This window comes from Dokdonella fugitiva (genome assembly GCF_004342425.1).
GTDB classification, from domain to species: Bacteria; Pseudomonadota; Gammaproteobacteria; order Xanthomonadales; family Rhodanobacteraceae; genus Dokdonella_A; species Dokdonella_A fugitiva.
This window is the reverse complement of record NZ_SLWQ01000003.1, coordinates 442,954-457,781: the sequence shown is the minus strand read 5'-3', so window position 1 is coordinate 457,781 and position 14,828 is coordinate 442,954. Positions and strand designations below refer to the sequence as shown.

The 14,828-nt window shown below is 67.5% G+C and carries 8 protein-coding genes; 3 read left to right on the top strand and 5 right to left on the bottom strand.

Annotated elements, in window-relative coordinates:
* Both EV148_RS08740 and EV148_RS08735 read right to left on the bottom strand, forming a co-directional pair.
* Positions 1-4,771: cadherin domain-containing protein (locus EV148_RS08740; RefSeq protein ID WP_199222743.1), on the bottom strand; the 4,771-nt coding region annotated here is incomplete at its 3' end.
* Between the two features lie 108 nt (positions 4,772-4,879).
* Entirely contained in the window at positions 4,880-5,404 is a 525-nt protein-coding gene (locus tag EV148_RS08735) for a hypothetical protein (protein WP_131996625.1), read from the bottom strand.
* 453 nt (positions 5,405-5,857) lie between these two features.
* Here EV148_RS08735 and EV148_RS08730 point away from each other — a divergent pair, with 453 nt between their 5' ends.
* Positions 5,858-6,214, top strand: coding sequence for an HU family DNA-binding protein (locus EV148_RS08730; RefSeq protein ID WP_131996622.1), 357 nt, complete (start codon positions 5,858-5,860; stop codon positions 6,212-6,214).
* Positions 6,215-6,296: 82 nt separating this feature from the next.
* Here the strand turns inward: EV148_RS08730 and EV148_RS08725 are convergent, their stop codons facing one another.
* Positions 6,297-8,663, bottom strand: a complete 2,367-nt coding sequence (locus EV148_RS08725; RefSeq protein WP_158287399.1) for a DUF3772 domain-containing protein — start codon at positions 8,661-8,663, stop codon at positions 6,297-6,299.
* 373 nt (positions 8,664-9,036) lie between these two features.
* Positions 9,037-11,730, bottom strand: coding sequence for a pyruvate dehydrogenase (acetyl-transferring), homodimeric type (gene aceE, locus EV148_RS08720; RefSeq protein ID WP_131996616.1), 2,694 nt, complete (start codon positions 11,728-11,730; stop codon positions 9,037-9,039).
* A gap of 201 nt (positions 11,731-11,931) precedes the next feature.
* Here aceE and EV148_RS08715 point away from each other — a divergent pair, with 201 nt between their 5' ends.
* On the top strand, positions 11,932-13,134 hold the full coding sequence (locus tag EV148_RS08715) for a glycoside hydrolase family 18 protein (RefSeq protein WP_131996613.1): 1,203 nt from the start codon (positions 11,932-11,934) through the stop codon (positions 13,132-13,134).
* Positions 13,135-13,261: 127 nt separating this feature from the next.
* A complete protein-coding gene (locus EV148_RS08710; RefSeq protein WP_131996610.1) occupies positions 13,262-14,197 on the top strand; it encodes a glutaminase in 936 nt (311 codons plus the stop codon).
* 72 nt (positions 14,198-14,269) lie between these two features.
* Here EV148_RS08710 and EV148_RS08705 read toward each other — a convergent pair whose 3' ends face one another.
* The gene (locus EV148_RS08705) at positions 14,270-14,797 is read right to left on the bottom strand and encodes an ECF-type sigma factor (RefSeq protein WP_131996607.1); all 528 of its coding nucleotides are present in this window, start codon (positions 14,795-14,797) and stop codon (positions 14,270-14,272) included.
* Between the last annotated feature and the right edge of the window lie 31 nt (positions 14,798-14,828).

Here is a 14,828-nt window from a genome sequence, read left to right as displayed (position 1 = left end):
GCGCCACGTTCTCGCCCGGCTCGATCACGTTCGTCACGTTCACCGTCACCGTGCCCGTGCCGCTCAGCGCACCGTCCGACACCTCGATCGTCAGCCCATAGCTCGACTGCGTCTCGTAGTCGAGCGCACCGGCCACCGTCAGCGCACCCGTCGCCGGATCGATCGCGAACGCGCCGTTCGTGTTGCCGGCCGTGATCGCGTAGCTCAGTGCCGGCGGTGTCGGCAGACCGTCGTCGGTCGCCTGCACCGTGCCGATCGCGGTACTTGCCGCAGCATCTTCCGCAACCGTGAACACCTGGGCCGGTACCTGCGGCGCGATGTTCTCGACGCCCGGCCCGCCGACCACGTCGGTCACGTTCACCGTCACCGTGCCCGTGCCGCTCAGCGCACCGTCCGACACCTCGATCGTCAGCACGTAGCTCGACTGCGTCTCGTAGTCGAGCGCACCGGCCACCGTCAGCGCACCCGTCGCCGGATCGATCGCGAACGCGCCGTTCGTGTTGCCCGCCGTGATCGCGTAGCTCAGCGCCGGCGTCGGCAGACCGTCGTCGGTCGCCTGCACCGTGCCGATCGCGGTACTTGCCGCAGCATCTTCCGCGATCGCGAACACCTGGCCCGCCGTCACCTGCGGCGCGATGTTCTCGACGCCCGGCCCGCCGATCACGTCGGTCACGTTCACCGTCACCGTGCCCGTGCCGCTCAGCTGACCGTCCGATACTTTTATCGTCAGCGTGTAACTCGATCTCGTCTCGTAATCGAGCACCGTCGCGATGGTCAGCATTCCCGTCGTCGGATTGAGCGCGAACCCGCTGTTGAGCGTCGTAATGGAATAACTGAGAGCTGATGACTTCGGTAGGCCATCGTCCATCGCCTGCACGATACCGACCGCCGCGCCGGTCGACGCATTTTCCGCGATCACGAACACCTGGCCAGGGACCACCTGTGGCGCGGCATTCTCGGCACCCGGCCCTCCGATCACGTCGGTCACGTTCACCGTCACCGTGCCCGTGCCGCTCAGCGCACCGTCCGACACCTCGATCGTCAGTGCGTAGCTCGACTGCGTCTCGTAGTCGAGCGCTGCCGCGACCGTCAGCGCACCCGTCGCCGGATCGATCGCGAACGCACCGTTCGTGTTGCCCGCCGTGATCGCGTAGCTCAGCGCCGGCGGCGTCGGCAGGCCGTCGTCGGTCGCCTGCACCGTGCCCAGGCTCGTGCCCGCGGTCGCGTCTTCGGCGATCGCGAACACCTGGCCGGCCGGCACCTGCGGCGCGATGTTCTCGACGCCGGGACCGCCAATCACGTCCATAACGTCGATGGAAACGGTGGCAGCAGTACTCAACATCCCATCCGAAACATTGACAGCAAGCGAATACGACGACAACGTCTCGTAGTCGAGCGCATGCGCAATCGTGAGCGCGCCCGTCGCCGGATTGATCGCGAATACGCCGCCGACGTTACCCGCCGTGATCGCGTACGTCAGCTGCGCCGGCGTCGGCAAGCCGTCATCGGTGGCTACGACCGTACCAATGGACACTCCCACGGGCGTACTTTCGGAAACCTGGAAAAATTGGTTATCGACCACGGGCGGGGTGTTTTCGCCGCTGGGGTAATAGAGCCAGCCACCGGCGCCAGGAACGCCCATCAGCATGGACGAACCGGTCCAGTGCGCTGCCTTGGAGTAGAGAGGCGCACCGACACTGGTGATCGCTTTCCAGGTATCGAGCGCGGGGTCGTATCGCCCACCGTTGGCGCCATCGGCGAACACGATCATTTCCGTGCCGGACCATACGACAGCCTCGGCGTCCACTGCGCCAGGCGGCGAGCCGGTCGCGGTCGCATTGGCCCAAGCGTCAGCGACGGGGTCATAAAGCTTTGCACTGAAAGCGGGCTGATCAAAACAGCAAACGAGCATTTTGCCGCCCGTCCAGACGACGTGCCGGTCGGCCGAAGCGGGCGGCGCGCCGACAAGACTGGTCGTCTCCCAAGCATTGGCTCCAGGATCGTAGCGCCCCCCCGAGCTCGTCGGGTTCGGGCTCAAGCCGCCCTGAATGACCATTCTGCTGCCCGTCCATACGGCGACGTGGCCCTTGCGGGCACTGGGTGCAGGCGTGGCGGCGCTGATCAGAGTCCACGAATTCAAGCTCGGGCTATACGACGCACCATCCCCGAGCAGTTGCCCGCCATCGCCTTCGCCACCCCATATGAACGCGCGGTCACCCGCCCAGACGGTGCTGTGGCCAGCCCTTGCTGCGATCGGAGCTGCGGCAATCGCACTCCATGCATCGAAGAATGGCGAGTAGCGCGCACCATCGCCAAAATGGACAGCCCCGTTCACGCCACCCCACACGAGGACATCGGTTCCCGTCCAAATCGCTCCATGATCGTGCCGTGCCGATGGCGCACCTGTATTCGACAACCTTCTCCAACTTGATGCTGCCAGATCGAATGCGTAGCCCGTGTTGTAGCTCCCGCCCCAACCGACAAGTTCCACTCCCGTCCAAACAAAGCTTTGATTCGCGTCTCCCGGAGGCACACCGAAGCTGGTTTCACTCCAGACGCCTTGCTCGGCCGCCAGCGGATCGAACAGCGCCACGCGCGCCAACGACCGGTTGTTTTCTGCGAACGGGTTGGTGCCTCCCCAGATGAGCATCTTGCCGTCGGCATCCCCTCCCGAAGCCCAGACAGCTGCATGCTTCGAGCGTCCATATGGCACACCAACGGTAGTGGTGGGGACCCAGCTGCCCGGTGCCCCATCGGCACCGCCGGGAAAGTACTGCGCACCGGAAGCCAGATAGCCGAGGAAGTAGTAGCCGCCCCAGACGATCATCCTGTCGCCGGCCCAGATGACGCTGGCCCCGGTCCTGAGACTTGGGGCATTGGTAGTGGCCATCGCCGTCCAGGCACCGGTTGCGGGATTGTAACGATGGCCGGTATTGGTCAGCGCATATTGCGCGCCATTCCACAATTCCCCTCCCCACACCAGCATTTCGCTACCCGTCCAGACAGCGGAACGGTTTCGGCCAGATGCCGGAGCGCCGGCCAATTCAAAAATGTTCGACCAAGTGTTCGTGAGGGGATTGTACCGCGCACCTCGCCGGTAGCTTCCCGTACAGGGCACGTACGTCGTGGCATAGTCGCCGGAACTGGAATCGCATTCCCCGCCCCAGATCACCATGACCGGCGACGCGATTCCGTCCGTCCAGATTGCCGTATGTCCGCGACGCGGTGCCGGAATCTGCCCACCGGACGTTGCCGTGGCCTGCCAAATTCCCGTCTGCGGATTGAATCGTCCGCCGCTGTTCTGCGGACATTCCCAATGCGTAATGATTGGCGGCTCACCTTCGACATGCGAGCAGTCTCCCACTCCGCCCCATACAATCATCTCGGAACCGGTCCACACAGCCGTATGGCCGCTGCGAGCCGTCGGTGTCGAGTCCGTTACGGGCACAGATGTCCAGCTCGCTTGACCCGGACCCCACATACGACCGGCATTGGAGTAGGCGCCTTCTGCGCCACCCCATACAATCAATCGCACGCCGGTCCAGATTGCGGATCCTCCATGCTGCGGCTCATTGGCGGTGGGCAGGGAGGTCCATACATCGGCCGCAAGGTCATAGGCGTAAAACGAACCGCCCTCCCCTTGGGGAATGACGATCATCTGATCGCCGGTCCACACAGCCTTGTAGGCATCGTCACCGTATGGCCGAAGCTCTTCGGGGAAATGGAACCAGTGCTCGCCCTCGAGTGACTGTGTCGGGACCGCGAGCGCAGCTGCAATGTCCGGCATGTGGAGGGCCTTGGCTGGCAGCCGGCCCAGCCGACCGATGGGAATCGACCTTGATGTTTGTATCCACCAGTCGTCGAAGCCCAGCGTCGGCACCAAGTAGCGCCTCACGTCCAGGCGCCCCGGGGACTGGGCAACAAGGCGCTCGACCAGCATTCCGGCAGGAGTCGCACGTACCTCTGGCGATACGGAAAGCCGCTCACGAACAAGTGCGAACTCCCCAGGGTCGAGGGCTGACTCACCATCAGCGCCAATCGAACTGTCATGACGCTCGCCGTAAGCGGAACCCTTCGCAGTGCTCTTCGTCTCGACATAGGCGTAATCCCACGCCTGGATGTCACGCGATCTCAGTTCAGCATCATTCACTTCCGACGACCTGGCGATCTTCTCCGCCAGCTTGCGCGATGCCACGTTCTTGGTCTCGTCAGCAAGGAAGGCAGCCGTCAGGTGACGGCGCACGAGATCCGGCCTTACCAGACATTCGCCAATCCGTACTGGATCATTGCCCAGAGCATCGAACAAGGCCCGCAACTGGTCCGGTGCGCGCGTCTGCGCGACCATCCGGTCAAGTTCCGCCTGCAGGTCAGAGGCAGCAATCTCGCGCCCATACAAGCGCCGCAGAGCCTCCTCCATGCGCAGATCATTCTCGACGCTCGCCCGAATCCCCGCCTGGCTCATGACTTCGGCCAGCGGCGGCTTTGCACCCGGATTTTCCTTCGGCCAGATACGATACGACCAACGCACGCCCTCAATGGCCGTACGACACTCGACCAGTCGATCCACGGCGGGCGACGCGGCCAGCGCGCTGCCATGAAACTGCAGCAGGAGGAAGAATGCGACCGTCCACGTCAGCCAGACAGCGAATCGTCCAGCGTGACATCGGGCGCGACGCAGGATATTTGCGCCATTCCCACCGTATCCGCCTGCCTGCTCCGCAACAGCGAAGACATCAAATTCAAAAGCCGTTTGCTGCGTGGAAATGCACATGAACAACCCCCGATGAAATGTCGCTGCGTCCCGACCGGAATGACCTTCAGCGCTCGGTACAAATGCCCCTTCAAGCGGCCCCGGCCTCCCGGTCCGCATGGCCTGTAATCACGGCGCTCTCGGAATCTCCCAGCACCCCCCAATGGCCGCAGATGAAATGCTTCCTGAACCGCTGGCGGTGCTCACGTCGCCGTATGAAACGACCACTCCAGCTATCGGGCGCAGGCACAACCGATCGCATCTGAGCGTCATGAAAATGTCGATCGACCGGATTTTCCAGTCGCCGCCGCCCGCATAGGTGGACACGTTGGAATGCGCGATGGAGTGGCCGTCGCCGATCTCTTCCTCGACCCTGAATTGCTCTTGCCACCCGCATATCCGCCCAATGAGAAACTCGCGCGCCTTAACCAGTTTCCCCTCGACGTCGGCGCCAGGCTTCAGCAAAAGGGACCGGTCGCTGCTCGCCGCCATCGTGAAGACGATCGTCGCGTCGCTGCCGCACAACCGGTGCAGTGGGAGCGCCTGCCGCTTCGTCAATTGACCAAAGAGAGCGGACAGGAACCTGTCCATCATGGTCGACGAATCCGTTTCGCCAAAGGCGCGTTCGCGAACGGAGTGCGCGGGACTACTCATGACTGCTCCAATCCATTCCCTGGACATGACCTGCTCTTTCAAAGAGACCGTCCGTCGCCGGACCCCGGAATTTGGTCAGTATTTTTTTTTTGAGCCGTACGTGGCAAATGAAAAGATGCGATCGATCCATCAAGATGGCTGATCGCAATTCACGCGATGCATGCGGTGATTACAGGTGGGAATTAGCGATTCGACCGACGTCGCTTCATTGCCGGCAACGACTGGGCGAGGCAGAGGCCGAACAGCAGCAAGCGATGGCTCACTTTCGACCTTCGCGCCATACCCCGCCCTGATCGGCCGGCCCGCCCACCACGCAGAGGTGCATTGCGCACGTCGCAGCGCACAAACCGCCTATTTCAAGCATTCTCTTGCGCGCAGCCCCCGAAAACACGCTACGCTAGGCCCAGCGGCGCGTGCACTGCGCCGCGCTACCCCCACGGAGAAACGAAAACCATGGCTACATCCAAGAAGCCGGCCGCCAAGAAGGGCGCGTCGAAGCCGATTACCGAACCGCTGAGCAAGTCGGGCCTGGTCGCGCACCTGGCCGAGCAGAGCGGCGTCGAGACCAAGGGTGTCCGCGCCGTCCTCGCCGCGCTCGAGCAGACGGTCGCCAATTCGCTGCACAAGAAGGGCGCCGGCGTGTTCACGCTGCCGGGCCTGCTGAAGATCACCGCGGTCGCCGTGGCCGCCAAGCCGAAGCGCAAGGGCATCGACCCCTTCACGAAGGAAGAGCGCTGGTTCGCGGCCAAGCCGGCCAGCGTGAAGGTCAAGGTGCGCGCGCTCAAGAAGCTGAAAGACGCCGCGCAGTAAGGCGTTCGCTGCATTGCCGTACCCGCCGCCGGCCTCGTGCCGGCGGCGTCGTTTCGGGACCCGGGCCCGCGCCCGGCGCGGGTCAGTCCGCGCCCGCGAGCGGGCCTTGCGCGCCGAGATCGCCGACGCGGCCAAGGTTTACCTGGTACGGCGTCGACAGCGCGATGTCTTCCGCGCGCAGGCGCGCGAGGATATCGAGCAGCAGGTCGCTGCGCACCTGGCCCGACTGGCGCGGGTTGGCGATGAAGCCGACCACGACGAACATGAGACTGCCGTTCTCGATGCTCTCGAGCAGCACGTTCGGTGGCGGCTGGCGCAGCACGCCCGGATGCGCCGCGAACGCGGCCTTGATGATCCCGACCACGCGCGCGGGATCGCTGTCGAGCGGCAACGGCACGCGGAATCGCACGCGCCCCTCCGCGTTGGCGAGCGTCACGTTGCGCACGCTCTTGGTGATGAGTTCGGAGTTGGGCACGATCACGGTCGAACGGTCGCCCATCTGGATCTCGGTCGCGCGCACGTTGATGCGCCGGATGTCGCCTTCGGCGTCGCCGAGCACGACCCAGTCGCCGACCTTGACCGGCCGCTCGACCAGCAGGATCAGGCCGGACACGAAGTTCTGCACGATCGCCTGCAGGCCGAAGCCGATGCCGACCGACAGCGCGCTCGCGACCCACGCGATGCGGTCTAGGCCGAGGCCGAGCGCCGACAGCGCGAACGCGACGACGACGACGATGCCCGCGGTGCCGAGCAGGGTCGTCATCGAACTGCGCATGCCCGGATCGAGGCGCGTCGTCGGCAGGTAGCTCACGAGCAGCCAGCGCTGCAGCGCGCGTACCGCGGCAATGCCGAGCACGAGCACGGCGAGCGCGCCGAACACCGCGACCGGCGTGACTTCGATCTGGCCGATCTTCAGGCCGGCCGCGCCGCGGGCGAGTTGGGCGACGAGGTCGCCGGGCTCGGTGCCGAACGGCGCCAGCGCGGCGAACAGCGCGATCGCCAGCGCGAACACGCGGAACACGCCGGAACCGAGCACCGCGACCTGGTCGAGCACGCGCGGATCGAGGCCGAGCGTGCGTTGCACCCAGCTCGCCCGCGACGAGAGCGCGGCCGCAAACAGGTCCTCGACCACGTGCACGACGAGGTAGAACGTCGCCGCGACGATGCCGAGCCCGATCATCTGCCGCGTGACCTGGTGCGCGAACGCGACGTAGCCGGCCAGCGACGCGACGATCGCGAGGGCGACGCCGATCCACAGCAGCGACATCGCGGCGCCGACCCACGCCGGCCGGCGCAACGACTCGGCATGCGCACCCGCGACCGCGGGCGTGCGCGCCGCGCGCAGCAGGCCCCAACCGATCAGCCCGGCGTAGACGAGCGCGACGACGAGGCTACCGGCGATGGTCGCCGACAGGCTCGTGCCCGCGGTCTGGTTGAAATGCTTGATCAGCACGCTGAGCGCGACCGCGCTGCCGAGCATCAGTGGCCAGTGGCGCAGGCGCACGGCGACGTCGTCGGAGATCGGCGGCAGTCGCCACGACGGCCGTGCCGCGGCGAGCAGCGCGCGGCCGAGGCCGGTCACGTAGCTGCCGAACACGACCGCGGCGACGACCGAGCGCGCGAGCGCGCGCGCGTCGTCGCCGAACACGCCGTGCCAGTCGAGCGCCACGACGATCGCCTGCGCGCCGAGGCCGGTCAGCAGGGTCGTCGCGACGACCAGCGCGACGGCGAGCGCGGAGCGGCGCAGGCGGCCATGCGGCACGCGATCGGCGGTCCAGCGCAACAGCGCGCGTTCGACCCACCAGCGCCCGAGCAGCACCAGCAGGACGCCGAGGCCGACGCCGACGAAGCTCGCGACGCGGTTGGCCGGCGCGAACGCGGCCGTGGTCCCGGCGACCATGCCGGCGACCAGCTCGCGCGCGCGGGCGAGGTCGCGATCGAGGCTCGCCCCGAGGCCGCGCCAGAACGTCGGCGTCAGCGGCGACGGCGTGCGCTGCGACAGTCGCGCCTGGAAGTTCGCGCGGCGCGTGTCGGCGACCTGCGCGACGACCTGGCCGCTGTCGACGATGAGCAGCTTGGCGCGCTTGATGTCGGCATCGAGCGCGCTGCGCTGCTTCTCGAGTTCGGCGCGCTGCACGGCGATGTCGCGCGCCTCGCCGCCCTTCGCGGGCGCGGGGCCGAGCTGGTCGATGCGCGCGGTGATCGCCTCGAGCTTCGGCGCCAGCTCGCCGAGCAGCGTGTTCGCGTGCGTGTCGACCGCCCCCATCTGCTCGCGCAGCTGCGCCAGCGTCGCATCGTCGACGTCGCCGCCGTCAAGCTGCTTGCGCGCATCGGCGATGCGCTGGCGCGCCTCGTCGAGCAACTTGCCGGTGTCGGACGACTGGGCCGCCACATCCATCGCGGCGAGCACGAAGGCGAAGACGAGGAACAGGCGGCGGGCGAGCATCATCGGCGGATCATCGAAGCGCGCAAGGCGCGCCGTCAATGCGAGGCGCGCCGGCGGTCGGCTGCGCTTCAGGGGAACGGCCGGCGAGCCGCGTCGTACGGGGGACGCAGCGGCGTGGAGCGGACGGACGAACGAAGAGCATCGCGACTGGAGCCGCTCCCACGGGAGCGCCGTCATCCGAGTCGCGCGTGGCGGACCTGTATCGACGGAACGTAGCCGGAGCGAGCCGCGAAACGGCGGATCCGGCGCTGCGCGCCTAGATCCGCCCTGGCTGCCCGCCGAGGGCCGCCATGCCCTGCGACGAGGCCGCTCCGTCGACGCCGGCGGGACTCCCGGTCGCGCACCGACGCAACCTGCCGCGCACCGCGCCGCTGCGTCACACCGTCAACGGATTCGGCTTGTCCGGATCGAGCTTGTACTGCTTGATCGCGCGCGCGACGTCTTCCGGGTTCATCTGGCCGTCCGCGGCGAGCGCGGCGATTGCCGCGTGCGCGATCCACCAGCGATCGACCTCGAAGAACGAGCGAAGGTTCGCGCGCGTGTCGCTGCGGCCGAAACCATCCGTGCCGAGCACGACGTAGCGCTTGCCGTGCGGCATGAACGCGCGGATCTGGTCGGCGTACTCGCGCACGTAGTCGGTCGCCGCGATCGCCGGGCCGGCACGCGATTCGAGGCATGCGGTCACGTGCGCCTTGCGTGGCTTCTTGTCCATCGGATGCAGGCGGTTCCAGCGCTCGGCGTCGAAGCCGTCCTTGCGCAGTTCGGAGAAGCTCGGGCACGACCAGATGTCGCTGGCCACGCCGAAGTCCTTCTCGAGCAGCTCGGCCGCGGCGATCACCTCGCGCAGGATCGTGCCGGAACCGAGCAGCTGCACGCGCGGCTCGTTCTTCTTCGGCTTGCCGCCGTCCTTGAACAGGTACATGCCCTTGACGATGTCGGCCTCGACCCCGGCCGGCATGTCCGGATGCACGTAGTTCTCGTTCATCACGGTGACGTAGTAGTAGACGTCCTCCTGCTCCTGCAGCATGCGGCGCGCGCCGTCCTGCAGGATCACCGCGACCTCGTAGGAGAAGGTCGGGTCGTACGCACGGCAGTTGGGGATCGCGCCGGCGAGCAGGTGCGAATGACCGTCCTCGTGCTGCAGGCCTTCGCCGTTGAGCGTGGTGCGGCCGGCGGTGCCGCCGACGAGGAAGCCGCGCGTGCGCATGTCGCCCGCGGCCCAGGCGAGGTCGCCGATGCGCTGGAAGCCGAACATCGAGTAGTAGATGTAGAACGGCAGCATCGGCACGTCGCTGACCGAGTAGCTCGTGCCCGCGGCGATCCACGCGCTCATCGCGCCGGGCTCGCTGATGCCTTCCTGCAGCACCTGTCCCTTCTGGTCCTCGCGGTAGTACATGAGCTGGTCGGCGTCGACCGGCTTGTACTTCTGGCCGAACGGCGCGTAGATGCCGATCTGGCGGAACATGCCTTCCATGCCGAACGTGCGCGCCTCGTCGGCGACGATCGGCACGACGTGCGGCGCGAGCGCCTTGTCGCGCAGCATGAGATTCATGCCGCGAACGAACGCCATCGTGGTGGAGATCTCACGTTCGCCGGTGCCCTTGGTGATCTGCTCGAACGCGCCCAGCGCGGGCACGGTGATCGACGTACTCTTCGTGCGCCGCTGCGGCAGGAAGCCGCCGAGCGCGCGGCGGCGCTCGAGCATGTACTGCACCTCGGGCGAATCCTTGCCCGGGTGGTAGTACGGCACGTCCTTGAGCTTTTCGTCGGGAATGGGGATCTGGAAGCGGTCGCGGAAGTGACGCACCGCGTCGTCGTCGAGCTTCTTCTGCTGGTGCGTCGGGTTCTGCGACTCGCCGGCCGAGCCCATGCCGTAGCCCTTGACGGTCTTGGCGAGGATTACGCTCGGCATGCCCCTGGTGTTCGTCGCTTCGTGGTACGCGGCATACACCTTGTGCGGATCGTGGCCGCCGCGGTTGAGGCGCCAGATGTCGTCGTCGGACAGGTTCGCGACCAGCGCGGCGGTTTCCGGGTACTTGCCGAAGAAGTGCTCGCGCGTGTACTTGCCGCCGAACGCCTTGCAGTTCTGGTATTCGCCGTCGACGGTTTCCATCATGAGCTGGCGCAGCTTGCCGGACGTGTCGCGCGCGAGCAGCGGATCCCAGTAGCTGCCCCAGATCGTCTTGATCACGTTCCAGCCGGCGCCGCGGAACACGCCTTCGAGTTCCTGGATGATCTTGCCGTTGCCGCGCACCGGGCCGTCGAGGCGCTGCAGGTTGCAGTTGACGACGAAGATGAGGTTGTCGAGTCCCTCGCGCCCGGCGAGCGAGATCGCGCCGAGCGTCTCCGGCTCGTCCGACTCGCCGTCGCCGATGAAGCACCAGACCTTGCGATCGCTCGGCGCGATCAGGCCGCGGTGCTCGAGGTACTTCATGAAATGCGCCTGGTAGATCGCCTGCAGCGGGCCCAGGCCCATCGAGACGGTCGGCACCTGCCAGTAGTCGGGCATCAGCCACGGATGCGGATACGAGGACAGGCCGCGCCCGCGCCCTTCGACTTCCATGCGGAACAGGTCGAGCTGTTCCTCGGAAATGCGTCCCTCGAGGAACGAGCGCGCATAGATGCCCGGGCTCGAATGGCCCTGGTGGAAGACGAGGTCGCCCGGATGGTCCGCGCTCGGCGCGCGCCAGAAATGGTTGAAGCCGACGTCGTACAGCGTCGCGCTCGAGGCGAAGCTCGCGATGTGGCCGCCGAGCTCGCCCGGCTTGCGGTTCGCGCGCACGACCATCGCCATCGCGTTCCAGCGGATCAGGCAGCGGATGCGCCATTCCATGTTCGGGTCGCCGGACATGCGCGCTTCGCGCTCCGGCGGGATCGTGTTGACGTACTCGGTCGTCGGTGCGAACGGCAGGTGGCCGCCGGCGCGACGCGTTTCCTCGACCATGCGCTCGAGCAGGTAGTGCGCACGGTCGGTGCCGTCCGCCTTGATCACGCCGTGCAGCGCCTCGGTCCATTCGCGCGTTTCGCGCGGGTCGAGGTCCTGGTCGAGGATGTCGTTGAGCTGGTTCATGCGTACTCTCGATGCAGCGTGCGGGCGCGCTGCGCTGTGGCCGCGGGCGGCGCCGGACGACGCCGCGGGCTGTCCAGTTTAGTCGCCCGGCGCGCTGCTTGCATGCTGCGCAGCCGTGCGGCGCCGCACGGATGGCGCGGCGGTGGCTGATATCGTGGCGATTGCGCGTAACGGAAGCTCGACACCCCGAGGAGAACGGCCATGCGGACCATCCAGCCCACCCTCGCCGCGATCGCCATCGCGATCGCGTGCACGGCCCCCGTGCAGCGGGCGCGCGCCGCGGACGCGATCTTCGCCGACGGCTTCGAACCGGCGCGCTGGGTGCTCGGCTATTACGTCGGCTACGAGCGCACGCTGCTCGCGCCCGCGGACATCCCGTTCGATGCGGTCACGCACCTCATGGTCGGACGCGTGCGCCCGCTCGCCAGCGGAACGGTGACGAACGACTTCGACATCGACGACGCGAACGGACCGGCATTCGCGCATGCGGCGGTCGACGCAGCGCACGCGGCGGGGCGCAAGGCGATCCTCATGGTCGGCGGCGCGGGCGAAGTCGACGGCTGGCGCGGCGCCGCCGGCGCGGCGCATCGCCCGGGCTTCGTCGCGAACCTGCTCGCACGCATGGACCAGTATGGGCTCGACGGGCTGGATCTCGACTGGGAGCCGCTCGAAGACGGCGACAAGCCCGCCTTCCAGGCGCTCGCCACGGCGCTGCGCACCGCGCGCCCGCACATGTTGTTGACCGTACCGGTCGGCTGGTTCAACCCGAACTACATGCAACCCGATCCGTTCTGGGCCGAGGTCGCGCCGCTGTTCGACCGCATCGACATCATGACCTACGACATGGCGGGTGCGGCCTCGCAGGGCTGGGACGGCTGGAAAAGCTGGCACAACTCGGCGCTCTTCAATACGGACCCGCCGACCGTGAGCACGCCGTCAGCAGTCGACGTGAGCTTCCGCCTCGGTTACCAGCCGACCGGCGTGCCGGCGTCGAAGCTCGGCATCGGCCTCGCGTTCTACGGCTATTGCTGGCAGGGCGTGACCGGCCCGCACCAGGACGGCGGCAGCATCGCGTCGGGCGACGGCACGATGAGCTACGCGACGATCGCGACCCAGTACCCGGTCGCGACGACGCGCCAATGGGATGCGACCGCACGCGTGCCCTACCTGTCCTCGGTCGCCGGCATCGGCGCGCAGGGCTGCAACTTCGTCAGCTACGACGACGCGCAATCGGTCACCGAAAAGGGCGCGTACGCGAAGGCGCACGGCATCGGCGGCGTGATCATCTGGACGATCGGCCAGGGCCACGTCGCGGCGAATCCGCCGGGTTCGCGCGATCCGCTGCTCGATGCGTTGCGCGGGAGCTACCTGCCGCAGGGAGGTCCCTGGCCCACCACGAGATGAGGCACGGCGGTGCGTCACCGACCGGTGGGAATCACGGTCAAGGCCCGCCCTGCACGGAGCGCATGGGCCCCGCTGCACGACCTGTCGCCGATCGCGTAGGCTGCGCGCTCCCGCTGACGCGCTCGCCATGACCCTCGATCTTCCGACACTGCTGCAGGACATCGCCGCCGACGTGCGCCCGCTGCTCGGCGAGGGCGAGGTCGCCTCGTACATCCCGGCGCTGTCGCGCATGCCGCGCGACCGCTTTGGCATCGCCGTCGCGACGATCGACGGTCGCGTGTACGGTGCCGGCGACAGCGGGCACCGCTTCTCGATCCAGAGCCTGTCGAAGATGTACGCGCTCGCGCTCGCGTTGCAACGCGAAGGCGATGCGCTGTGGCAACGCGTCGGCCGCGAGCCCTCGGGCACGCCGTTCAACTCGCTCGTGCAGCTCGAGCGCGAGCGTGGCGTGCCGCGCAACCCGTTCGTCAACGCCGGCGCGCTCGTCGTCACCGACGTGCTCTGCCGGCGCTACCTGCAGCCCGAGCGCGCCGTGCTCGAATTCGTGCACCGCCTGCTCGGCGAGGCGGACGTCGCGATCGACGCCGAAGTCGCACGCTCCGAACGCGGGCACAGCGACCGCAACGCGGCGATCGCGCACTTCATGCGCAGCTTCGGCAACCTGCACGGCGACGTCGGCGCGGTGCTCGATGCGTACTGCGCGCAATGCGCGATCGCGATGTCGTGCCGCGAACTCGCGCGCGCAGGCCTGTTCCTCGCCGCCGACGGCGTGCAGCCACCGGGCACGCGCGTGGTCGACGCGCTTGCCGCGCGCCGCATCAACGCGCTCATGCTCACCTGTGGCGCCTACGACGCGGCCGGCGACCTCGCCTGCCGCATCGGCCTGCCGGTCAAGACCGGCGTCGGCGGCGGCATCGTCGCGGTGGTGCCGGGACGCCTGTGCGTATGTGCATGGGCACCCGGCCTCGACGCCAACGGCAACTCGATCGCCGCCGCGGCCGCGATCGAACGCTTCGCCACCGCGATCGGTGCGTCGATCTTCGCTGCGGACGCGTCGCCCTGACCGCGACGCGCGCGAGGGACGATGCGTCGTGTGACTGCCGGCGACGGTCGGGCGCCAATCCCTCCCATCGGTTCAGACGCCGAGCGCCTCGTACAGCAGCGCCTTGGCCATGACCCAGTCGCGCTGCACGGTGCGCTCGCCGATGCCCAGCGCGAGCGCGGTCTCCTTCTCGGAATACCCGGCGAAATAGCGGCACTCGACCACGCGCGCGAGTCGTGGCGACACGCGTTCGAGCGTGCCGAGCGCTTCGTCGAGCGCGACCACCCGCTCGTCGCTCTCGGCGAGGATGTCGACCGATTCGATGTCGACCGCATCGCGGCCCTCGCCACGCTTGACGCGCATGCGCGAGCGCGCGTGCGAGACCAGTGCCTGGCGCATCGCGAGCGCGGCCGTGTTGAGGAAATGCGCCTGGTCGGTGAACACGCTGCGGCGCGCGAGCTTGAGGTACGCCTCGTGCACGAGTGCCGTGGTGCCGAGCGTTTCCGCCGGCGCGGCGACGCGGCCACGCTCGCGCCGGGCGAGGCGTTGCAGGTCCGCGTAGAACACCTCGACCAGCAGCTCCACGGCCTGGTCGGGCGTCGCACTGGATGGCTCGGGCATGCGCCGATTGTGCAGGAATTCGCGGAGCCCG